At 60.1% G+C, this 22,702-nt stretch carries 14 protein-coding genes; 3 read left to right on the top strand and 11 right to left on the bottom strand.

What is annotated here, in order from left to right:
* Nucleotides 1–85 precede the first annotated feature (85 nt).
* From rpoC to OHL13_RS16610, 8 genes are all read right to left on the bottom strand, one after another.
* Nucleotides 86–4,276 (bottom strand): DNA-directed RNA polymerase subunit beta', encoded by a 4,191-nt coding sequence (gene rpoC, locus OHL13_RS16645; RefSeq protein ID WP_263411246.1) that lies wholly within the window; start codon nucleotides 4,274–4,276, stop codon nucleotides 86–88.
* Nucleotides 4,277–4,441: 165 nt separating this feature from the next.
* Nucleotides 4,442–8,908: a DNA-directed RNA polymerase subunit beta gene (gene rpoB / locus OHL13_RS16640; protein WP_263411245.1), complete on the bottom strand. Its 4,467-nt coding sequence runs from the start codon at nucleotides 8,906–8,908 to the stop codon at nucleotides 4,442–4,444.
* A 755-nt stretch (nucleotides 8,909–9,663) separates the two neighbouring features.
* Nucleotides 9,664–10,041 (bottom strand): 50S ribosomal protein L7/L12, encoded by a 378-nt coding sequence (gene rplL, locus OHL13_RS16635; RefSeq protein WP_317889937.1) that lies wholly within the window; start codon nucleotides 10,039–10,041, stop codon nucleotides 9,664–9,666.
* 137 nt (nucleotides 10,042–10,178) lie between these two features.
* Nucleotides 10,179–10,820 (bottom strand): 50S ribosomal protein L10, encoded by a 642-nt coding sequence (gene rplJ / locus OHL13_RS16630; protein ID WP_263411244.1) that lies wholly within the window; start codon nucleotides 10,818–10,820, stop codon nucleotides 10,179–10,181.
* 66 nt (nucleotides 10,821–10,886) lie between these two features.
* Nucleotides 10,887–11,597 (bottom strand): 50S ribosomal protein L1, encoded by a 711-nt coding sequence (rplA, locus tag OHL13_RS16625; RefSeq protein ID WP_263411243.1) that lies wholly within the window; start codon nucleotides 11,595–11,597, stop codon nucleotides 10,887–10,889.
* A gap of 264 nt (nucleotides 11,598–11,861) precedes the next feature.
* Entirely contained in the window at nucleotides 11,862–12,056 is a 195-nt protein-coding gene (locus tag OHL13_RS16620; protein ID WP_263411242.1) for a hypothetical protein, read from the bottom strand.
* 18 nt (nucleotides 12,057–12,074) lie between these two features.
* Nucleotides 12,075–12,974 carry an SDH family Clp fold serine proteinase gene (locus OHL13_RS16615; protein WP_263411241.1) on the bottom strand — a complete coding sequence of 300 codons (900 nt, stop codon included), beginning with the start codon at nucleotides 12,972–12,974 and terminating at the stop codon, nucleotides 12,075–12,077.
* A gap of 87 nt (nucleotides 12,975–13,061) precedes the next feature.
* Nucleotides 13,062–13,655 (bottom strand): Uma2 family endonuclease, encoded by a 594-nt coding sequence (locus OHL13_RS16610; RefSeq protein WP_263411240.1) that lies wholly within the window; start codon nucleotides 13,653–13,655, stop codon nucleotides 13,062–13,064.
* Nucleotides 13,656–13,707: 52 nt separating this feature from the next.
* Here OHL13_RS16610 and OHL13_RS16605 point away from each other — a divergent pair, with 52 nt between their 5' ends.
* Complete coding sequence (locus OHL13_RS16605; protein ID WP_263411239.1) at nucleotides 13,708–14,943, top strand: excinuclease ABC subunit UvrC; 1,236 nt, start codon at nucleotides 13,708–13,710, stop codon at nucleotides 14,941–14,943.
* Here OHL13_RS16605 and OHL13_RS16600 read toward each other — a convergent pair whose 3' ends face one another.
* Nucleotides 14,944–17,106 (bottom strand): putative bifunctional diguanylate cyclase/phosphodiesterase, encoded by a 2,163-nt coding sequence (locus tag OHL13_RS16600; protein WP_317889936.1) that lies wholly within the window; start codon nucleotides 17,104–17,106, stop codon nucleotides 14,944–14,946.
* Between the two features lie 220 nt (nucleotides 17,107–17,326).
* On the bottom strand, nucleotides 17,327–18,286 hold the full coding sequence (locus tag OHL13_RS16590; RefSeq protein ID WP_263411238.1) for a catalase family peroxidase: 960 nt from the start codon (nucleotides 18,284–18,286) through the stop codon (nucleotides 17,327–17,329).
* A 108-nt stretch (nucleotides 18,287–18,394) separates the two neighbouring features.
* Here OHL13_RS16590 and rpe point away from each other — a divergent pair, with 108 nt between their 5' ends.
* On the top strand, nucleotides 18,395–19,057 hold the full coding sequence (gene rpe, locus OHL13_RS16585; protein WP_263411237.1) for a ribulose-phosphate 3-epimerase: 663 nt from the start codon (nucleotides 18,395–18,397) through the stop codon (nucleotides 19,055–19,057).
* Nucleotides 19,058–19,064: 7 nt separating this feature from the next.
* Here the strand turns inward: rpe and OHL13_RS16580 are convergent, their stop codons facing one another.
* A complete protein-coding gene (locus OHL13_RS16580; protein WP_263411236.1) occupies nucleotides 19,065–20,660 on the bottom strand; it encodes a B12-binding domain-containing radical SAM protein in 1,596 nt (531 codons plus the stop codon).
* 278 nt (nucleotides 20,661–20,938) lie between these two features.
* On the opposite strand from OHL13_RS16580, the gene bamD reads away from it, so the two are divergent.
* Nucleotides 20,939–22,693, top strand: coding sequence for an outer membrane protein assembly factor BamD (gene bamD, locus OHL13_RS16575; protein WP_263411235.1), 1,755 nt, complete (start codon nucleotides 20,939–20,941; stop codon nucleotides 22,691–22,693).
* Nucleotides 22,694–22,702: the final 9 nt, after the last annotated feature.

Below are 22,702 nucleotides of genomic sequence, written 5' to 3'. Positions count from 1 at the left end.
CCTTTTACTGTATGCACACCTGGATTTTTGGCAATAGTAAAGGGCCGGCTTTCGCCGGCCCTTCTGGTTTTGTACTGTTCGCTGATTACTCGGCGGCCAGTTCTTCCTGCTCGCCTTCCATACGCATTGCCTCAAGCTCGCGCTCTTCGGCGTCGTGGGCTTCCTGGACTTCCTGTTGGATGCGGGCGGCTGCTTCTTCCAGCTCAGGAGTGAGCTGAACGTTGCGGTAGTACTCCATGCCCGTACCCGCCGGGATCAGGCGGCCTACGATGACGTTCTCCTTCAGACCGCGCAGGTTGTCGACGGCTCCGTTGATGGAAGCCTCCGTCAGGACGCGCGTGGTCTCCTGGAAGCTGGCAGCCGAGATGAAGCTCTCGGTCGACAGCGAGGCCTTGGTGATGCCGAGCAGCAGCGGACGTCCGATAGCCGGGCGGCCTCCGTTGGCGATGGCCTTCTCGTTCTCCTCGCGGAAGCGGAACTTGTCGACCTGCTGTTCCAGAAGGAACGGCGTGTCGCCCACTTCCTCGATCTTCACCCAGCGCAGCATCTGACGAACGATCGTTTCGATGTGCTTATCGCTGATGGCTACGCCCTGCAGACGATAGACTTCCTGGATCTCGTTGACCAGGTAGATCTGCAGTTCGCGCTCGCCGAGAACCGCGAGAATATCGTGCGGGTTCAGCGGGCCGTCCATCAGCTGATCGCCTGCACGCAGGCGCTCACCTTCCTGGATGTTGACGTGGATGGAACGCGGGATCGAGTACTCGCGCTCTTCGCCGTTATCACCGGTGACGTAGATCTTGCGCTGTCCCTTGACCACATCGCCGAAGCGAACCACGCCGTCGATCTCAGAGATCGTTGCGGTTTCGCGGGGCTTACGGGCTTCGAACAGTTCTACGACGCGCGGCAGACCGCCGGTGATGTCCTTGGTACGGGTGGACTCACGCGGAATCTTGGCGAGGATGTCGCCAGGCGAAACCTCGTCTCCGTCCGTGATCATAAGGTGAGCACGCGACGGCATGAGGTAACGCTTGGTTCCCTTGTCCGACTTGACCAGCAGCGTGGGCTGACGCTTTTCGTCCGGAGCGTCCGTAACCACCAGGCGCGACAGGCCGGTGACTTCGTCCACTTCTTCGTTCAGCGTGACGCCTTCCTGCAGGTCCTTGAACTGCACCGTACCGCCAACTTCGGTCACGATGGAGAAGGTGTACGGATCCCACTCGCCGAGCGTATCGCCGAGTGCAACCTGTGCGCCGTCTTCGACACGGAGCTTCGCGCCGTAGAGAACGACGTAACGCTCCTTCTCGCGGCCCTTCTCGTCAACGATGGCGATGGAGCCGGAGCGGTTCATGGCGACCAGGCTGCCATCCTTGGCGCGGACGGTGTTGAGGTTGATGAAGCGCACGAAGCCGGCGTTCTTGGCATCCAGGTGCGACTGCTCGTTGACGCGCGATGCCGTTCCACCGACGTGGAAGGTACGCATGGTCAGCTGCGTTCCAGGCTCACCGATGGACTGTGCCGCGATGACGCCGACAGCCTCGCCCATTTCCACCATCTTGCCGGAGCCGAGGTTACGGCCATAGCAAAGCTGGCAGGCGCCGCGGCGCGACTCGCAGGTCAGCACCGAGCGGATCTTGACGCGCTCAATACCGGCAGCCTGAACCGAGGAGGCCTTGTCCTCGTCGATTTCCTGGTTGATCTCGACGATGGTGTTGCCTTCAAAGTCCTTCAGCTTCTCGAGCGATACGCGGCCGATGATACGGTCACGCAGCGGCTCGATGGTCTCACCGGCTTCGATGATCGGGGTCACGTAGATACCTTCCACGGTGCCGCAATCGTTCTCGCTGATGATGACGTCCTGCGCTACGTCGACCAGACGGCGGGTCAGGTAACCCGAGTCAGCGGTCTTCAGAGCGGTATCGGCCAGACCCTTACGAGCGCCGTGCGTCGAGATGAAGTACTGCAGAACGGTAAGACCTTCACGGAAGTTTGCCGTGATGGGCGTTTCGATGATTTCGCCCGAGGGCTTGGCCATCAATCCACGCATACCGCTCAGCTGACGAATCTGCTGCTTCGAACCACGAGCACCGGAGTCCGCCATGATATAGATCGGGTTCATGGCGCCTTCCTTGTCAGCGCGCTTCATGTTGCCGAACATCTCGTCGGCCACCTTTTCGGTGATTCCCGACCACAGCTGGATGACCTTGTTGTTACGCTCGCCGTTGGTGATAGCGCCGTCCAGGTACTGCTGCTGGAGCGCGATGACCTGCTTTTCGGCGTCGTGCACAACGGTGTACTTCGAGTCCGGGATGACCATGTCGTCCAGACCGACCGACAGACCCGAACGCGTCGCGTACTGGAAGCCCAGTTCCTTGATGCGGTCCAGAGCCTTGACCGTAACTTCCAGGCCGAGGTTCAGGTAGCAGAAGTTCACCAGCTGGCCAATGCCCTTCTTCTTCAGAAGGCCGTTGACGTACGGCATACCGTCCGGCAGAGCGTCATTCAGGATGGCGCGGCCCACCGTGGTGGAGATGTACTGCTTGTGGTACTCCACGGCCTCGGTGTGCAGGATGTCCTGGTCGTCGTACGCGGTGGTCATGTCGAGCACGGAGCCCGAGTAACGCAGGCGGATCGGCGACAGCGTCTCAACCTCACCGGCGTGCAGCGCCATCAGAACTTCCTCGATGGTGCCGAAGGTGCGGCCCTCGCCCTTCGCGCCGACCTTGGACTTGGTCAGGTAGTACAGACCAAGCACCATGTCCTGCGTGGGGACAGTAATGGGCGCGCCCGATGCCGGCGACAGGATGTTGTGCGAAGCCAGCATGAGGACCGAAGCCTCAACCTGTGCTTCCGGCGACAGCGGAATGTGAACAGCCATCTGGTCACCGTCGAAATCGGCGTTGAAGGCGGTGCAGACCAGCGGGTGGATCTTGATGGCCTTACCTTCGACGAGCACGGGCTCAAACGCCTGGATACCGAGACGGTGCAGAGTTGGAGCACGGTTCAGAAGGACCGGGTGATCCTTGATGACCTCTTCCAGGATGTCCCAGACGATGGGCTCCTGCAGCTCAACCATCTCCTTGGCCTGCTTGATGGTGGTGCAGTGACCGGTCTGCTCCAGGCGGTGATAGATGAAGGGCTTGAAGAGTTCCAAAGCCATCTTCTTCGGCAGACCGCACTGGTGGAGCTTGAGCTCGGGACCGACGACGATTACGGAACGGCCGGAGTAATCAACACGCTTACCGAGCAGGTTCTGACGGAAGCGCCCCTGCTTACCCTTCAGGGTGTCAGAGAGCGACTTCAGCGGACGGTTGTTGGCGCCACGCAGAACGCGGCCACGGCGGCCGTTATCGAACAGGGCATCGACGGCCTCCTGCAGCATGCGCTTTTCGTTACGCACGATGACCTCAGGCGCATGCAGGTCCATCAGCTTCTTCAGACGGTTGTTACGGTTGATCACACGACGGTAGAGGTCGTTGAGATCAGACGTAGCAAAGCGTCCGCCATCCAGCGGCACCAGCGGGCGAAGCTCGGGTGGGATGACGGGGATCACGTCCAGGATCATCCACTGCGGCTTGTTGTCGCTCTTGCGGAAGGCTTCGACGACCTTCAGGCGCTTGGCGTACTTCAGCTTCTTCTGGAGCGACTGCTCCTGCTTCATGCGCTCGCGCAGCTCGATTGCGAGCTCCTGGATCTCAACGCGCTTGAGCAGTTCCTTGATCGCCTCGGCGCCCATCATGGCCTTGAAGCCGGAGGGACGGTACTGCTGGTCGAGCTCGCGGAACTTGGCCTCGTCCTTGATGATTTCGCGCTCCTTGACCGGAGCTTCACCTGGATCGATGACGACATAGGACTCGAAGTAAAGAACCGCTTCGAGCTCGCGCAGCGAGATGTCCAGCAGGTGGCCGATACGCGAGGGCAGGCCCTTGAAGAACCACACGTGCGAGCAGGGCGAAGCCAGCTCAATGTGGCCCAGGCGCTCACGGCGAACCTTGGACAGGGTCACTTCGACGCCGCACTTGTCGCAGATCACGCCGCGGTGCTTCATGCGCTTGTACTTGCCGCAGAGGCACTCCCAATCAGTGATCGGTCCGAAGATGCGGGCACAGAACAGGCCGTCGCGTTCGGGCTTGAAGGTACGGTAGTTGATGGTTTCAGGCTTCGTGACTTCGCCATGCGACCAGCTGCGGATCTTCTCCGGGCTGGCGAGCGAGATGCGGATGGCGTCGAAGTCAGTGATCGGGCCGGTCAGTTCAAAGGGGCTGGAGCGGAACATATGCTTGTCTCCAATTCAACCTTTAGCTATTAGCTTCTAGCTCTTAGCCTTGGCTGCGGTTGCTGATGCTGTTTGCAACTGGTGTACGTTGCGGTACTTCAAATCTCGTTTGCGCTTTGCCGTTAGCTCCTGACTCAAAGCCAGGAGCTAACGGCCAGCAGCGGGTTAGTCGGCTGCCGCGATTGCTGGGGCCGGGGCCTTTTTGCCGTCCTGCTTGATGAGTTCAACATCAAGGCAGAGCGACTGCAGTTCGCGGATAAGCACGTTGAACGACTCCGGCACGCCGGGCTCGATGGCAGCTTCGCCCTTGACGATGGCCTCGTAGATCTTGGTACGGCCATAGACGTCGTCGGACTTGGCGGTGAGCAGCTCCTGCAGGATGTAAGCTGCGCCGTATGCTTCCAGCGCCCACACTTCCATCTCACCGAAGCGCTGTCCGCCGAACTGTGCCTTACCACCCAGCGGCTGCTGCGTGATGAGCGAGTACGGTCCGATGGAGCGAGCGTGGATCTTGTCGTCGACAAGGTGCGACAGCTTGAGCATGTAGATGTAGCCCACGGTGGCCGGCTGTTCAAACGGATCGCCGGTCATGCCGTCCAGCAGCTGCGACTTGCCCGAGCTGGGCAGGCCGGCCGATGCCAGAAGAGCCTTGATCTCGCTCTCACGAGCGCCGTCGAAGACTGCCGTGCCGAACCAGATACCACGCTTCATGCCAGCGGCAACGCGCAGGGTCTGCTCGTCGTCGAGTTCCAGAAGCTGGTTCAGAGCCGCGGTACCGGCAAAGCGTGCCTTGAAGATCTCGCGAACCTCACCGGCATCCTGGGACTGCTTGGCCAGTTCTGCCACCTGGGCGCCAAGCGTATGCGCTGCCCAGCCGAGGTGCGTCTCGAGGATCTGTCCCACGTTCATACGGGAAGGTACGCCGAGCGGGTTAAGCACGATCTCCATCGGGGTGCCGTCGGGCAGGTACGGCATATCCTCTTCGGGGAGGATACGGGCGATAACACCCTTGTTGCCGTGGCGGCCTGCCATCTTGTCGCCCACCGAAAGCTTACGCTTCATGGCGATGTAGACCTTGACCAGTTTGATGACGCCCGGAGGCAGCTCGTCGCCCTTCTGCAGCTTCGAGATCTTCTCGTTGGTGATCTTGCGCAGAACATCGATCTGGCGCGAGGTCATCTCCTCGATCTCATCAATCTGCTCGTTGACGCGCGGATCCTTGTCGTTATAACGGATACGCTTCAGGTTGCGCGTCGAGATCAGCTCGATGGTCTCGCGGTTGAGAATGTCGCCCTTCGAGAGCAACTTCTTGTTGGTGCGCTCGTCGTGCAGATCAGCCTGGACTTCCTTACCGCCCAGGATGTTCTCAAGGCGCTTCAGACGCTCGTCGGTCAGAATGCGGATTTCGTCGCCCAGGTTCTTCTCGAGCTTCTCAATCTGCTCTGCCTCGATGGCCTTCGCACGCTCATCCTTCTCCTGGCCCTTACGGCTGAAGATACGGATGTCGACCACGGTGCCTTCGATACCCGGAGGGCACGTCAGCGAAGCGTCACGTACATCGCCGGCCTTCTCACCGAAGATGGCGCGCAGCAGCTTCTCTTCCGGCGTCAGTTGGGTCTCGCCCTTCGGCGTTACCTTGCCTACCAGAATGTCGTTGTGACCCACCTTGGCGCCGATGCGGATGATGCCCGACTCGTCCAGGTCACGCAGAGCGTGCTCGGAGACGTTCGGAATATCGCGTGTGATCTCTTCCGGTCCCAGCTTCGTGTCGCGGGCCTCGATCTCGAACTCCTCGATGTGAACCGAGGTGTAGTAGTCCTCACGGACCAGCTTTTCCGAGATCAGGATCGCGTCCTCGAAGTTGTAACCGCGCCACGGCATGAAGGCTACCAGTACGTTCCGTCCCAGGCCGAGTTCGCCCTGCTCCGTGCAAGGACCGTCGGCGATGACCTGACCCTTCAGAACACGATCGCCCTTGCGGACAACCGGCTTCTGATTGATGCAGGTGTTCTGGTTGGAACGCTTGAACTTGATCAGCTGGTAGATGTCCGAACCCACCTCACGCGACAGCTGCGTCGGATGATGCTCACCTTCCACGCGGATGATGATGCGCTCGGAGTCGACCGAGTCCACGATGCCGTTACGCTTGGCCAGGATGACGGCGCCCGAGTCGCGGGCGGTGACGCCTTCCATACCGGTACCGACCAGCGGAGCCTCAGCCACCAGCAGGGGAACCGACTGGCGCTGCATGTTGGCTCCCATCAGAGCGCGGTTCGCGTCGTCATGCTCAAGGAACGGTACGAGCGATGCGGCGACCGAAACCAGCTGCTTCGGCGAGACGTCGATGTAGTCGACCTCTGCCTTCGGCACCAGGACAAAGTTGCCCTGACGGCGAGCGTTGACCAGGTCTTCCTGCAGATGGCCTTCGTCGTCCAGGTCAATGTTGGCCTGTGCGATGGTGTGGCGATCCTCTTCCCAGGCCGACAGGTAGAAGCTGTACGGCTCAACCTCGAGCACGCGCTTCTTGTCCTTCTTCAACTGGTCCATCAGCTTGTGCGCTTCGTTGATCTCCAACACATCGCCCACGCGCAGACCCGACTCACCCGAGTTGGTTACAGCAACGTAGTCCAGCACCTGCGAGTCCTTCACCTTGCGGTAAGGCGACTCGATGAAGCCGTACTCGTTGATACGGGCAAAGCACGACAGCGACGAGATCAGACCGATGTTCGGCCCTTCCGGCGTTTCAATCGGGCAGATACGGCCGTAGTGGGTGGTGTGTACGTCACGGACTTCAAAGCCGGCACGCTCACGCGACAGACCGCCCGGTCCAAGGGCCGACAGACGGCGCTTGTGGGTGATTTCTGACAGCGGGTTGGTCTGGTCCATGAACTGCGACAGCTGCGAGGATCCGAAGAACTCGCGGATGGCAGCCATGACCGGCTTGGCGTTGATCAGGTCGTGCGGCATGGCCGTCGACATCTCCTGATACACGCTCATCTTTTCCTTGATGGCACGCTCCATACGGACCAGGCCGATGCGGAACTGATTCTCCATCAGTTCGCCCACGGCGCGGACGCGGCGGTTGCCAAGGTGATCGATGTCGTCCACCATGCCGATGTTCTTACGAAGCTTCAGCAGGTAACGAATGGTGCCGTAGAAGTCCTCCGGCGTCAGCGTGCGCTTGTCCAGCTCGCTGGCATCGCCATTCTCGTACAGCTTGATGTTGAACTTCAGACGGCCTACACGCGAGAAGTCGTACTTGCGCGGATCGAAGAACATGCCTTCGAAGAGCGCAGTCGCGGTGTCCAGCGTCGGCGGGTCACCGGGACGCAGCTTGCGGTAGATCTCGATCAGCGCTTCTTCCGACTTGCGGACCGAGTCACGCTTCAGCGTGTTGGTGATGATGTTGCCCACATCATCGCGCTCCGGGAAGAAGGCCTCGAACGAGGTCACGCCCGACTGCGCGATCTTGTGCAGCTTATCGGTCGTCACTTCCTGGTTGGCCTCGTACAGCAGCTCGCCGGTCGTCAGGTCGACAACGTCGGCAGCGAAGATCGCCGCGTCGAACTCGGCCGTCTCCACTTCCACGTCCTCAACCTTGCCCGCACGCAGCTGCTTCAGGATCGAAGGCGAGATCTTGCGGTTCGGCGTCGCCACATCATTGCCGTCAATCTTCACGGCAACTCCAGGCTTGGAGCCGAGCAGGTTGGTCGCGCCCTCTTCCTTCACCTTCCAGAACAGCTTCTGGTCGCGGACGTTGATCGTATCCACGGTGTAGAAGGTCTTCAGGATCTCCTCGTCCGTGCGCAGACCCAGGGCGCGCAGGAAGATGGTGCCCAGGAACTTGCGCTTGCGGTCGATGCGGACGTACAGGATGTTCTTCTGGTCGTACTCGAACTCCACCCAGCTTCCGCGGTAAGGAATGATCTTGCCCAGGAAGTAGGTACGGTTGTTCGCCGTCTCAAAGAAGACGCCGGGCGAACGGTGCAGCTGCGAGACGATGACGCGCTCGGTGCCGTTGACGATAAAGGTGCCGTTCGGCGTCATCAGCGGGATATCGCCGAAGAAGACCTCCTGCTCCTTCATGTCGCGCAGAGTCTTGGCACCGGTGTCCGGGTCCTTGTCGTAGATCTTCAGGCGGATGGTGACCTTCAGCGGGGCAGAGAAGGTCATGCCGCGCTCTTCGCACTCAGCCTGGTCGTACTTCAGCTGCAGACCCACCGGGTCACCGCACTTGGTGCAGAAATCCGGCGTGTTCTTGTTATAGGTTCCGCAGAAGGTGCAAAGTACGTCGCCCGGGTGGAACGGGTCCGTGATCACCATGTGGCCGCAGGTGGAGCAGGCCGTACGCAGGTGGTTCAGGCCCTTCAGGTAGCCGCACTTGCACTCCCAGTTGCCGATGGAGTAATCCACGAACTCAAGCTCGGAGACGTTGCGGAAATCGGTGATCGGAAAAACAGAGGTGAATACCGACTGCAGACCATTGTCCTCACGTTCCTGCGGCAGCTTGTCCATCTGCAGGAAGCGCTCATAACTGCGGCGCTGGACCTCAATGAGGTTTGGGATCTGAATGGCGGTAGGGATTTTGGAAAAGTCGAGACGGCTACGGACCGCGCGCAATTCGCTGGACATCGTGTGTTTGCTCCTGACTTCGTGCCTTCCGAGAAGCCTCCTGTTGCCGTCGCTTCGCATCGAACCATGCGAAGGCCGCAGAAGGGTTGGCGGGTCAATTCCTTGAGGTCAAGTCCTTGATCCGCCTTGAGGTATGCGCTGTTCGGGAATGCCCGTCCTCGGTAGCCGGACAAACCCATGCGCAGGATGCTGCTCGTGGCCAGATGGCGAAGATACTGGCCTTTGAAACTTGAATTTTGTTGGCTGCCCGGCAGAAAATTCTGCTATAAAAATCGCGAGCAGCACAGGTAGAACTATCTGCTGCCCGGGTGGTACAAAGACGGCAAAACGCCCTTGGAGACGACGAGTCCCAAGAGCGCAACGACCGGCTTGTGCACTAGCTGAATCTTTTCGATGTGAATATCTGCCGCCTGCTCCCAGCTCGCCCTTCTGGAAGCTCTTGCCGCGAATCTTTACTACTCGGGGTTACATGCCGGAGCGCTCGCCGCTGACGCATCCTGCATGACCGGTTCTTGATGAGCCGGGAGTGATTCCAATACCGTGTCGCGTATCAAATCTTTTTGAGACCGAAAGTGTTCGCGAGCCCATCTGCCCCGTTACGCACACCCAGGCAGGAGCGGGTCTCCTCGTCATGAGAGGATACCGCTTCTGCCCTGGAAGCGCAAGTCCCGGTTGCGATGAGACCGGTCGGTCTCTAACGGACAGCTCCGGGCCGAAGCCCGGAGTCGCCCGCAACCTTAGCCCGAAGGCCGAAGTTACTTGATCTCGACAGCCGCGATGCCGTCGAACTTCTTCGCGATGGCAGCCGCATCTTCCTTCGAAACGTTCTCCTTCAGAGGCTTGGGAGCTCCGTCGACCAGATCCTTGGCTTCCTTCAGGCCAAGGGCGGTGACTTCGCGCACAGCCTTGATGGTGTTGATCTTGTTCGCGCCGGCTTCCTTCAGGATGACGGTGAACTCGGTCTTTTCTTCGGCGGCGGGAGCAGCTGCACCCGCACCGGCGCCGGCCACCATGACGGGGGCTGCGGCAGCGGCGGAAACGCCGAGGCGCTCTTCGAGCTTCTTGACGAGCTCTGCTGCTTCGAGCAGGCTCAGGCTAACGATCTGATCTTCCAACTGCTGGATGTCTGCCATGTGATTTCTCCGATTACTTCTAAACTTGAAATTTGTACTTCAACTGCTCTCCGAAGCCATCGTTCCGCTCCGGTTGCCACCACCCCGAGGTTCCGTTGCGCCCAGACAAGCGCCCCCGGTGCAGCAGCGAAACTTGATTAGGCCTGCTCTGCGCCTTCGGCCGGAGCCTCAGCTGCAGCCGCTTCGGTCTGCTCGGAAGCAGGCTCGGCATCTGCCGCGGGAGCCGCTGCCACGGGGGCAGCCGGAGCCGCTCCGCCCAGCTTGTTCTCCTTCACAGCCTGGTCGATGACGACAGCCAGATCGCGGCCGGTGGCGTTGATGACGGTAGCCAGACGCTGTGCCGGAGCATTGATAAGGAACAGCAGCTTCGAGAAGAGCTCTTCCTTGCCAGGCATGCTGGCCAGATCGCCGATCTCCTTGACCGTGATGACCTTGCCATCAACGATACCGAGCTTGAAGCTGAACTCCGCATTGTCCTTGACCCAGGTCGACAGAGCCTTAGCCAGGGCGACCGGATCGCCGTCGGTGTAAGCCACCGAGCTGACACCCTTCAGGCCCTGCAGAGCGCCCTCAATCTGGGTGCCGGCGCCCGCCTTCGGGGCCAGCTTGTTCTTGATGACGTGATACTTGCCGCCAGCCTCGCGGATGGTCTTGCGCAGAGCAAAATCCTTGCTCGCCGTCAGACCCGAGAAGGTACCGACGATCGCCGAGGTGGAGGAGGCGAGGTCCTTTGCGAGGAACTCAACCGTTGCGTGCTTCTTTGCCTTGGACACTGCCATGGTAAAAATCCTTTTTGCCGGTTCAATCCGGCGAGAAGTCATAGGCCGCGCGTGGCGGCGAAAAGCTTATGCCTTGCCGGCGGCGTCAACGACAGCCTGTTCCAGCGGAACGCCGGGGCCCATCGTGGAGCTGACGTAGACGGCCTTGACGTACTTACCCTTGGCGGCGGAAGGCTTGGCCTTCACCACGGCGGTAATGACGGTCATGGCGTTGTCCACCAGCTTCTGCGCGTCGAACGAGAGCTTGCCCACCGGAACGTGAACCAGGGCGGTCTTGTCGGCGCGGAACTCCACCTTACCAGCCTTGATTTCCTTGACGGCAGCGGCGACATCGGTCGTCACGGTACCCGTCTTCGGGTTGGGCATCAGGCCCTTGGGACCGAGCACCTTGCCCAGGCGGCCAACCGACTTCATCATGTCGGGGGTGGCGATCAGGGCGTCAAAATCGGTCCAGTTTTCCTTCTGGATCTTCTCGACCAACTCTTCGCCGCCGAAGAACTCCGCGCCAGCCTGCTCGGCCTCGCGAATACGGTCACCGGAGGTAATGACGGCAACAACCTTGGTCTTACCCAGGCCATGCGGCAGAACCACGGTCGAGCGGACCATCTGGTCGGCGTGACGGGTATCGACACCCAGGCGCATGGTCAGGTCGACGGTCTCGTCGAACTTGGCGTACTTGACCTTCTGCAGCAGGGAAACGGCGTCAGCGAGAGAGTAGGGGCGGGCTTCTACAGCCGCGCGCGCCTTCGCGACATTCTTGGAGAGCTTCTTAGCCATCGACTGAAATCCTTCTTGAGTCTCCCACCGCACGAACCCTTGGGTGAACCGAGCCTACTGATTCCTTCTGCTCGCTGGAAACCGGGGATTTGTTCTGTCGCCCGGTTTAGGTTCACCCGCCGCGTTGTTTCTCGCGGAACCAGCCCCGAAATTGCTTGTACTACAACTGCTGGAGGGGGCTGATCGTTCGGCCGTGGTAAATGTGCCAGGCCTTGAGAGCTCGGGCACTCTTACGAGTATGCAACAAAAATTCATTTAGCGCAACTACAGGCAATACATCATCTCAGCCGTAGGCCTACTCAGAGCGTCTTCATAGGCTGGACGGACTGTATTTCCGAACTGAACTTGTGCCTGCTGTAGCTGCCCCACAAGTTGCTCGTGCTGTTTCAGCATCTGCGAAGAGCTTTCAGATATTTGCTCTTTATTTTCAACAATTTCAAGGACTTGTTCGGTCAACATTGCGACCTCCGGTACTTCTTAAAACAGTTTGACATGAGGACTATGTAAAACGAACTTCATTCCTTGACGAGACATGTAATCAGTCAACAGATCTGTATAGGTTCGAATAGCAGGCCGCAGCTTGTCATCATGTGTGTAATCGTCAATTCGGAGACGAAGTATATCCCTGAGTGTATTGATGCCAATAAACCGTCCATGGGAATGCCAAAGACGATTATCGCCCAGCATTCTAGCAATCTCATCTGCTCTGGCATGTCTCTGCTCGTCGGTAACCGGTTGCCCTAAGAGTTCTGGCGTCGTTTCATGAACGATCCAATCCTTGAACTTGTATTCGATTAGCCACTTCTTCAGCAACTCCACAGAGAGGTCGCGCGCTTGTTCATACGAACGAAGTAAGCCCAGATCTAGATCCTTCAATAGCGCAAACTCAGCAGCGGTAAGAGTATTGTCTGCAGATTTACCAATGAGTTCAGCCACTTTATCCAAATAGCCTAGGGCTGGAACGTACATCTCCTCGCCATTTTTCTTGACTAGTACTTGAGGGTCGATGGGACCTAGTGACGAGGAATAGTCCATCATTATGCGGTTACCAGACATGCACAAGACCGTTCCTGCGGACATCGCCATGTCGGGCACAATGAATGTCACTGTGCCCGTGTAATGCGCACGGATCAACTCCACCATCTTTTCGACAGTTTGGACACTCCCCCCGCCTGTCTCTAGCAGGATCGCCACAGAATCTTTTTTCTTCGTCTTATTAGCAGCGATATCCTCGAGAAATGTCCGAAAGGGCTTCAGATACGCTGGATGGATTCGCCCAACGTAAAAGAGAACATTCGCATTGAGCTGTTCTTCCAGCGCAAGCGCTCGCTCATCAATTACTCGGAGGATTGACTCATCTAGCTGAGGTGTCGACATGCTCTGTTATGTATCGCCTTATCTTCACAACAGGCAGATTGAACAGTCAATAGAAAACCGATCGAATCCATCTCGCCGCGATATTCTTCACGCCCAAATCCTCGCCAGCGGCAGCTCAAAACTAGCCAGCAACCCCTCGCCAAAGACCGACGTATGCCCTTCCTGCTCCTCAGGCTTTTGGCCGGGACGATAGATCGTCACCACCTTCCGGAACGGATCGACCAACCAGCCGAGCTGTACTCCGTTGGCAATCCATGCCTCCATCTTTGCTTGTAGCTTCGCCAAGCTGTCGGAGGGTGAACGCAGCTCAATGATGAAATATGGCGCTGCAGGCACAAACTTCGCCATCTGTTCATCGCTGATACCTGCAATCGCTTCATACGGCATCCAGGCAGCATCCGGGCTACGCATGGAACCATCCGGAAGCAGAAACCCGCCGGTAGAATCGAAGGCCATGCCTCCAAACTTCTCGGCCCACTCATCCAAAACGCGGGAGAGGTAGACGTTCTTATTACTGGTGAACCCACCAGACGGAGTCATCACGCTCAACTCTCCATTCGGCTCGCGCTCAATCCGGTAAAAATCATTCTCCGCGCAGAACTCAAACAACTCCTCATCCGTCATCGGCCGGTCGGGCCGGATGCGGGCAGGCAGAGCGAGATGATCGAGCGACAGTTGCATGGCCTGAGTCTACGCCGGAAAACTCCCGGCCGAATCCCCTAAAATCACCCCTATGCCCGCTGCGTTCCACTTCGGCCACAGCCTTGCTTTCTCTCCGGGGAACACAGCCGAGGTTCTGCGCCAGATTCCTGATTCCGCCGGCATCCTGGCCCTGCGCGGGGCCGATGACACCGCCCAGCCCTACCTGACCAAGGCCGCCAATCTTCGGCGCCGTGCTGCGCGCCTGCTCTCGCCGGCTGACGGGCAGACCAAGCGGCTGAGCCTGCGTGACCGTGTTGCCTTTGTGGAATGGTCCACGGCCGGCAGCGACTTTGAGAGCCTGCTGTGCCTGTACCAGGCCACCGCCGCCTTCTTCCCGCTGGCCGAGGCGCGCAGGCGGCTGAAGCTGTTTGTGCCCTACAACGTGCGTTTTGCCGGGGACAATGCGTTTCCCCGCGTCTATGTGACCAACCGGCTCGCCAAAAAATCTCTGGCGGAGACCTACGGGCCTTTCCTTTCGCGTGCGGCGGCCGAGCGCTACTCTGACGCCATGCTGGACCTGTACAAGCTGCGCCGCTGCTGGGAGGAGCTGGATCCGTATCCGGAACACCCGGGCTGCGTCTACGGCGAGATGAAAAAGTGCCTTGCCCCATGCCAGGAGCGCTGCACCTCGGAGGAGTACGGCGGCGAGGCCACTCGTGTGCGCGGATTTCTGGAGACGCACGGTGAATCGCTGCTGGCAGAAGTTGCCGCGGAGCGCGATGAGGCCTCCGCAGCGATGGAGTTTGAGCGGGCCGCCGAAGCCCATGCCCGCTGGCAGAAGGTGAAAGCGGCAGCTGATTTTGCACCGGAGCTTGTCTCTTCCCTGCCGAAGCTGAATGCCGTTCTGATGCAGCCCTGCGGCGAGGGCGAGGTCGCCGTCTTCCTGGTTCATAGCGGCTGCGTCCATGGGCCACAGAAATTCTCGACGCGTGACATTCGCGCGGCACGGGCGCAGGAAGAGACGGGAAGCTCCCTGTTTGCGCAGCCGCAGATGCTGCAACCGGTGCCCCTGGAAGGCGATATCGTTACACCGGAAGACCGCCTGCGCACGCTGCTGCAAGGCCTCGTCGCAGAGGCAAGCACCCCCACGGATATGGCGCTGCTGGGCGATCACCTGGCGCTGCTGAAGCGCTGGTACTACCGCCCGGAGAAATCGCGCGTTGGGCGCATCTTCTTTGCCGATAAGGACTGGCCGTGGCGCAGGCTGTTGAACGCTGCCGCGACGCTTGGCAACCGGACGCCGGCGGCTACGGAAACCGCATCCTGATCAGTGAACCAGGAACTTCTGCCGGAAGTCTTCGGCGGGGAGAGGTTTGCCGAAGAAGTAGCCCTGACCTTCATCGCAGCCAATGCTCTTGAGCCGCGCCATCTGCTCCTCTGTTTCGACACCTTCCGCGATCACATCCAGGTCGTAGTTGCGCGCCAGGCCTACGGTGGCGGCCACCGTTGCCTCATCCCGGATGGAGCAGCACATGTTGTTGGTAAAGCTTCGGTCGATCTTGATCTGCGTGAGGGGGTAATCGCGCAACATGCTCAGGGAGGCATAGCCGGTACCAAAGTCGTCAAAGGCGATGCAGACACCGGACTCGCGCAGACGCCTCAACGTTTCAAGGATGAGCGCGTTGTGATTCAGGATGATGTTTTCAGTGATTTCAAGCTCCACGCTTTCGGGGGGCAGGCCATTGTCCTGCAAGGCGCTTTCTACCTTTTCCTCCAGATCGCCTGCGAAGAACTGCGCAGCAAAGAGATTGATTCCCATACGGAACGAGTCGTTTCCTGATGACTGGCGCCAAGCGGCAGCCTGTGAGCAGGCCTGTCGCAGCACCCATGTGCCGACATCTCCGGCCAGAGGACCAGACTCCAGCAGCGGTAGAAACGCCGCCGGGGAGAGATAGCCCTTTTGCGGGTGGTTCCAGCGGATAAGCGCCTCCGCGCCGATGAGAGAGCCGCTTTTCAGGCACACCTGGGGCTGGTAGAAGAGTTCAAACTCCTGATTTTCCACCGCACGGTGCAGCTCTGCCTCAAACTGGCGGCGCTCGATCGCCTCCTGCCGCAGGGCCGGAATATAAACCGAAACCTGGTTCCTCCCCATGCTCTTGGCCTGGTAAAGAGCCAGATCCGCGTTGCCCATCAGCTCCTCGGCACTGTGCTTTGCCTCGGTCGAAAGTGCGATGCCGCAACTGGCGGTCACGCGCATGCAGAGCCCACCGGCTTCAATTGGCTTGCCGATCTCACTCATCAGGCTCAGTGCGGCCGCGCGTGCTGCTGCCAGTTCTCCCCGGCGCAGCAGCAGGGCAAACTCGTCCCCACCCATACGGCCCACCTTTTCCGAAGGCCCCAGGAGGTCTTTCATTCTCTCGGTCAGAACACACAGTACCTGATCACCAATTTTGTGCCCCAGCGTGTCATTCACATCCTTGAAGTTGTCTAGGTCAATGGCCAACACGGCCACGTCCGCACCTGTGTCCAGGGCTCCAGCCACCTCGTGGCGCAACACGCGACGGTTGGCCAGGCCGGTCAGGGCGTCGAAGTTCGAGAGACGATACAGTTGCTGATCGCGCTGCCTGCCGTCAGTAATGTCTGTCAGCATGACGCCGAAGTGCCGGTGGCTCATCTTCTTCCAGGCAAAAAATACCAGTTCCACAGGTACGGTGTAGCCATCCCGATGCAGCGCCAAGGCCTTATGAGGGAGGTGGCCGTTGCTTCCATTCAGGGTTGAACCGGCGATCAGGTGCTCAAGCCGGGGACGCTCCAACCCTGGCAGGAACCGCGCCAGCGGAGCACCCGCCAGTTGCTGCTGCGTGTATCCCAACAGGGCGGCGGTTGCCCCATTGCAGAAGGTGACGTGGAAGTTCTGATCAAACTCCAGCAGCGGCCCCGGCGAGGCAGCTGCAACCTCATAAAAGCGAGTGGGCCACATCTGCTCCGCGGCCTCCAAACGGCGCAACTCCAGCTTATCGGTGACCAGGAGAGCAAACTCCCGGAGACGCTCGCTGTCCTGCACCGAAAATGTCTGATGGGAAACACGATCCATCACGCAGAGCGCACCGATGGGGTGGCCCGATGGGGCATAGAGGGGAACTCCTGCATAGAAGCGGACTCCCGGCGAGCCGGTGACCAAAGGGTTATCGTGAAACCGGATATCGTTAGCGGTATCCGGCACGACCATGACCTCCTTCTGCAGGATGGCATGGGCACAGAAAGAGACATCGCGGCTCATGTCGCAGGCCTGTTCCAGCCCATAGCTGGCGGCAAAGAACACGTGCCGGTCCCCGATCAGGTTTACTGCCGCGATCGGCACATGAAACATCTCAGCGGCAAGACGGACCACGGGAGCAAGAGAGGAAAGACTATAGCTCTTATTCAGGCCATACTCTTCCACTGCCTGCAGCCGCTCAGACTCATCAACCAAGGTGGAGGGACAGCGCATCCAGAGACCTCCTCAACGGTATTGCGGCAAAGTCACGGAGAAAGGCATACCGACGCCTTTCGTACCTGGACCTGCTTTTTCAGCATTGCCAATGAACTTGAAGTTGCTTTTTGCGCCCTATCGAACGCGAGAACAACATACCACCCTTCGCTAAGCTTGTAAGCCCCTTTCCCGGCAGTTTGCAGGGAAAGGGGAGCCTGCTTTTCCTGTTTTGATGCGGTTAAGCGGGCTGCTCCATCTGCGCGGCGCGGCGACGGCGTCCGCTTATCAGATAGATAGCTGCCCGCAGTTCCAGTAGCGGATCGGCGGAAGCCTCAATCCCCTCGCAGCGCGGAATGGGATCAAAAATGATGTGCTTCTGCTGCGCGAGCGAGTCCGGAACGACTGCATTCAGCTCCACGACGCCAAGCTCCACCAGCGGACGGGTCTCCGGCCAGTGGATGGTGGCGTTGTCGACCACATCCCCGGGCCCGGCCACCTGGACGAAGATCTTGAACCTGACGGGAGCCTTGGCCACACGCTCAGTGATCTCCTCATAGTGATAGTTCGGGGCCAGATTCGCGGCGTCCTCGGCGGAGAAGAACTGGTCGCCTGCCTCCGGAAGGATGCGGTAGCGGCCAAACTTCTTCTCGCCCTGCGCGTTCGTGAACTCAAACGCGGTTACGGCAAAGTAGCTCTCCGTTGCCAGGCTGATGGGAAAGGGCTTGGGCGCCTGCACGAAAGCCAGGGCGGCGGGGTGGGAGCCGAGGAAGAGCTCCACCGGCTTGGGCGAGGGCACATCCGGCCCGCTGGCTCCGATGGCCTGGAGAAGTTCCAGAAACTCGTCCGCGGTGTGTGTCGGGAAGCCGTTGGTGGAGTGGCTGACGATGTCGGTGTGGACGTGCTCGGCCAGGTCAAAGCGGATAGCCAGGCCGCGCGGGTTAGCATCCGGGGCACTGTCCGGGATAAGCGGCAGGCCGGTGGAGTTGGAGAAACGCGCGGTCACCGGCGTGCTGGACCGCGTGATGTGCGGGGCATTGGTCAGTGACGCGGCTTGAGCGGAGGGAGTAAAGACGCCGGTCAGCATCAGGCCCTTGGCATGGGCCGCGCGGAAGCCGGGATGGAGTCCGAAGAGGGTGTCAAACTGAGCGAGAAGGCGGTTAGCGAGATCAACGACGCGTTCGTCATTGGGAAGCGGCATAGGGGAAACTCTCCTTGGCTGACGCCGTTATTGTCTGTACTGAGTAGAGGCAGCTTACCGCATTGCCCAATGTGGAGAGGTGAATTCGCGCTTGGTACACTCGAAGCTGTGACCGAGCTCTGCTTTTCCATCCTTGCAGCCGACTTTGCCCACCTAGCCGACGATGTTGCCAAAGCAACGGAAGGCGGCGGCACGGTTGTCCACTTCGATGTGATGGACGGCGTCTTTGTGCCCAACATCAGCATCGGTCCGCCGGTACTGAAGAGCCTGCGCAAGGCGACCAGCCTGCCGATTGACTGCCACCTGATGATTGCCAACGCCGACGCCTACATTCCAGCCTTTGCCGACAACGGCGCGAACTGGGTGAGCGTGCAGTGGGAAGCATGCCGCCACCTGAACCGCACGCTGGACCTGATCCAGAAACACGGCATGAAGGCCGGTGTGGTCATCAATCCGGCAACTCCGGTCGGATTTCTGGACGAGGTGCTGGACATGGTGCACCACGTGCTGGTGATGACCGTGAACCCGGGCTTCGGGGGACAGGCGTTTATCCCCGGCACGCTGAAGAAGGTGGAAAAGCTGGCAGCTCTCCGCAAGGAGCGCGGCCTGGATTTCCGCATCCAGGTGGACGGCGGCATTGACCACGAAACGGTGCAGAGCGTGGTGAAGGCGGGCGCAGAACTGCTGGTGGCCGGAACCTCGGTCTTTGGCCGCGGCACACCTGTGGAAGACGCAAAGAGCCTGCTGGAACTGGCTCGCACGGCCCGGTAGATAACTTTTAGCCGCGTTCCTCCTGGCTGATGGTGACCAGTGAGCCTTCGCTCCCCATAAAAGCCGGACGGCGAACGGGCGAGGCAAAGGCAAGCTCCCACGCGGGCGACTGCAGTTCCGGCATGGGACGTGCCATAAACAGCTTTTTGCACTGCCGCGCTGTCCATCGTGCCCAGCGTTTGGACTTCTTGCGGCGTGCGCTGTCGGTGGAGATGCCTGTACCGGCATACATCTGCCGATAGAGCTTGGACAGGAAGATGAAGCCCAGGCGCGCGCGAAGCGTGGGCGTGCAGGCAGACCGCTCCCAGATAGCTCCCCAGGTATAGAAGCGATCCCAGACCTTCTGGGTGCGGTTGCGAATCTCGTCCGAGCTCATGGTAGGGTGCGGCGTGAACATTTTGGGACGGATAGCCGTGGGAATGAGCCAGTAGCGGGTGATGGGCGTGCCCTCGACCATCATGGGGTCCTTGGCCTGCTCTTTTTCCCAGCGGCCAAAGTCGACGGTGCCCGGAAAGGGCGTCATCATGACGAACTGCGCGAAGGTCACACCGGCTTTCAGGGCCATCTCCACGGTGGCGTCGAACGTAGCGGGGCGGTCTGTGGGGAGCCCGAAGATGAACGAACCGAGGACGTGCACTCCGTGCTTTTTGAAGGTCTGGAGCTGGTTCGCCAGCCCTTCTCCGGAGTAGTTCCAGTCTTTGAAGACCGACTTCAGGCCTTCGGGCGTGACGGCTTCGACGCCAACCAGGGCGCCCTTAATGTTGGCGCGGCGCATGGCGTCCAGGTACTCGCCGTCTTCTCCGGCTTCCATGGTGATCTGGGTGAAGAAGACCATGTCTTTGGGCAGCTTTGCCAGCTCTTCCATCAGTTGGAAGCGCTCGGCGCGGATGGCGGTCAACTCCTCCAGCTTGGCGGTGTTGTTCTGCTCGCGGGCCAGGCGCAGGTCGGTCAGGGTGACGGGGTAGAAGTTGTCGTCGGCCAGGGCGATGAAGCGGAAACCGATGCGGCGGAGATTGACGATCTCGTCGATCACGCTTTGGAAGCGTCGCTGGCGGGGCTTCTGGCCGTCGGTACGCCAGACGCTGCAGAAGCTGCAGTGTTTGGGGCAGCCGCGGATGGTCTGGACGGAGGCCCACATATATTTCGCGGGATCCATCAGGTCCCATCGGCCGGCGAGGAACTCGCTGCCGCCGATGCGGCCGCCCTCATAGATGGTGTCGGGACTGCCTGCGAGGCAGTCCAAAACAGCCTTGCCCCAGGCAATATCTCCGTCGCCCTTGACGACGGCGTGCCCCTGGCCCTGTTCCAGAACTTCCTCAGGAAAAAGTGTGGCGTGGATGCCGCCGTAGACGACCCATGCGCCGCGCTCGCGGGCCATGCGGCCCACCTGGTAGCCCCGCAGGGCGTTGCCGGTGTGGACGCTGATGCCGACGATGTCGCCGGGCTGAATGCTCTCCGGAACGATGGGTTCGAGCGATTCGTCGATCAGGATGGGGTCGCCTGCGACCTCCGGGGTAGCGGCGGCCAGGACAAACAGCCAGCGCGGCGTAATGACGGCGGTACCAAAGGAGTTATCGCTAGGGTTCACCAGGTGAACGCTCATCGAAATCCGACCTTTCCTCGTGCGAGTACGGTGGTTTCAGAGAGCGTCTTCGCGAATACGGCGTCCCCGGTTGTGTTGTGGGCAGCCCGTGCGAAGATTCCCGCTGGATTTTGCCCAATCATACAGAAGGAGGATGACGGCTGGCTGAATTCGGTTGCCGGAATGAGGTGGAGGCGATGCCGATTTTCGTGCGGAGCGTCTAAAATAAACACACGTCCACGCTGGTGATCGATTGCCCGGCGGGGCATGCGCTTTTCATAGAAGAGCAGTGAGGTTTCATGAACCGTTTTGTCCTTTCCAGTCGTTTTGCGCCGCTTACCGCCGCCATGGCAGCTGCCCTGCTGGCTGGTTCGCTTAGTCTGCATGCGCAGGATGCCGGATCGTCGCAGCCCGCCGCCGCTTCCAACGGCGCCCAGAGCGAGAGCGCGACCTTCTCGACGGGCAAGAAGACCAAGAAGCGCAAGGGTGACGAAGAGACCGAGTCCAAGAAGGACCAGAAGGTCCAGCAGTCCAAAGACACGCGGGCTGCGCAAAAGAAGCGCCTGAAGCAGAATCCACTGGCGGACATTGATAACGATCTGCCGGACAAGCAGCTGTATGACAAGGCAATCGTGGCCATGAACAAAGGCCACTTTGATGTAGCCCGCCTTGATCTGCAGACCATGCTGAACACCTATCCGGACTCGCAGTACCAGATGCGCGCCAAGCTGGCCGTCGCCGATAGCTGGTACAAGGAAGGCGGATCGGCTGCCCTGGCTCAGGCCGAGGCCGAGTACAAGGACTTCATCACCTTCTTCCCCAATGTGCCGGAGGCCGCCGAGGCCCAGATGCGCGTCGGCGATATCTACTTCCGCCAGATGGACAAGCCGGACCGTGATTACACCAAGGCTGTCCACGCGCAGGAAGAGTACCGGAACATGGTCCAGCAGTTCCCGCAGTCAACGCTGGTGCCGCAGGCCAAGCAGCGCCTGCGCGAGGTACAGGAGGTTCTGGCGACACGCGAAGCCGAGGTCGCCTCCTACTACGCTTCGCACGAGAATTGGGCTGCCGCGATTGCCCGCTACCAGACGGTGGCCGATACCTATCCACTGTACAGCGGCATGGACCAGGTGCTGATTGGCATTGGCGACGGCTATGCAGCCCAGGGACGTTTCGTGCATGCCTCCAAGATGCCCGAGGGACCGAAGGCGACGCTGGAACAGGAGTTTGATGACCGCGCCATGGCCGCCTACACCAAGGTGGTGACCGAGCACGCCGCATCGCCCCACGTGGAAGATGCCCGCGACCGCATTGACGCGCTGAACCGTCCGCAGCCGCAGGCCACGCAGGAACAGGAACAGATCAGCCAGGCGCTGGAAGGCAGCCGCTCGCAGTACAAGCTGATGGATATCGCCAAGATCATGGTGATGCGCCGCCCGGACGTGGTGCAGACCGCCACGATCGGGGAGCCCACCATGGCTGACCCGCGCCCGACGCTTGCGCCGGAAGTAGCCAGCTTTGTGGAGAATGCCTACAAGGAAGCCCTGAGCCCGGGCAGCGTAGCCGCTTCGCCGAAGCCGGCACGCGCCGTGGAAACACCCGCAGCCGGTTCTGAGACGCCTGCCGCTGCCACATCGGCACAGCCGGGTGCACCGGCCACACCGCTTGGCTTCAACAATATCGATTCGGCTGACAATGCCGGCTCCGGGAACTCCGGCGCTACCGACCTGTCGGTGCCGGCGGGTTCGAGGGCGGGACAGGGAAGCACCGGAACGGGTGTTGGCCTGGAGATTGTGCAGCCGAAGCCCGGCGAGAAGCAGCCCACCTATGGCCTGAAGGCCGTAGGCAACGAGAACAATCAGCCACTGCCGGCAGCAGAGAAGCCCGCCGAAGCCGAGGACACCGTCAACGACGTGGCCGGGCAAAAGACACCGGCAGCCCAGGCAGCCACGCCAAACGGCAAGAAGGCTCCCAAGCCGTCTCTCGACAAGAGCGAGGAGAGCTCGTCCAAGACCAAGAAGAAGAAGGGTCTGGGCAAGATCAACCCCTTCTAAACTGTTCCG

The sequence above is a fragment of the Terriglobus tenax genome (assembly GCF_025685395.1).
Taxonomy (GTDB): domain Bacteria; phylum Acidobacteriota; class Terriglobia; order Terriglobales; family Acidobacteriaceae; genus Terriglobus; species Terriglobus tenax.
The sequence above is the reverse complement of the archived record's forward strand: the minus strand, read 5'-3'. Positions and strand labels throughout refer to the sequence as shown.

Excerpts from the sequence above, each read along its gene's own strand:
- rplA (WP_263411243.1), bottom strand. The coding sequence starts at position 11,597 with ATGGCTAAGAAGCTCTCCAAGAATGTCGCGAAGGCGCGCGCGGCTGTA.
- OHL13_RS16580 (WP_263411236.1), bottom strand. The coding sequence starts at position 20,660 with ATGAGCGTTCACCTGGTGAACCCTAGCGATAACTCCTTTGGTACCGCC.
- OHL13_RS16620 (WP_263411242.1), bottom strand. The coding sequence starts at position 12,056 with ATGTTGACCGAACAAGTCCTTGAAATTGTTGAAAATAAAGAGCAAATA.
- rplL (WP_317889937.1), bottom strand. The coding sequence starts at position 10,041 with ATGGCAGACATCCAGCAGTTGGAAGATCAGATCGTTAGCCTGAGCCTG.
- OHL13_RS16590 (WP_263411238.1), bottom strand. The coding sequence starts at position 18,286 with ATGCCGCTTCCCAATGACGAACGCGTCGTTGATCTCGCTAACCGCCTT.
- OHL13_RS16600 (WP_317889936.1), bottom strand. The coding sequence starts at position 17,106 with ATGCGCTGTCCCTCCACCTTGGTTGATGAGTCTGAGCGGCTGCAGGCA.
- rpoC (WP_263411246.1), bottom strand. The coding sequence starts at position 4,276 with ATGTTCCGCTCCAGCCCCTTTGAACTGACCGGCCCGATCACTGACTTC.
- rpoB (WP_263411245.1), bottom strand. The coding sequence starts at position 8,908 with ATGTCCAGCGAATTGCGCGCGGTCCGTAGCCGTCTCGACTTTTCCAAA.
- OHL13_RS16605 (WP_263411239.1), top strand. The coding sequence starts at position 13,708 with ATGCCCGCTGCGTTCCACTTCGGCCACAGCCTTGCTTTCTCTCCGGGG.
- OHL13_RS16610 (WP_263411240.1), bottom strand. The coding sequence starts at position 13,655 with ATGCAACTGTCGCTCGATCATCTCGCTCTGCCTGCCCGCATCCGGCCC.
- bamD (WP_263411235.1), top strand. The coding sequence starts at position 20,939 with ATGAACCGTTTTGTCCTTTCCAGTCGTTTTGCGCCGCTTACCGCCGCC.
- OHL13_RS16615 (WP_263411241.1), bottom strand. The coding sequence starts at position 12,974 with ATGTCGACACCTCAGCTAGATGAGTCAATCCTCCGAGTAATTGATGAG.
- rplJ (WP_263411244.1), bottom strand. The coding sequence starts at position 10,820 with ATGGCAGTGTCCAAGGCAAAGAAGCACGCAACGGTTGAGTTCCTCGCA.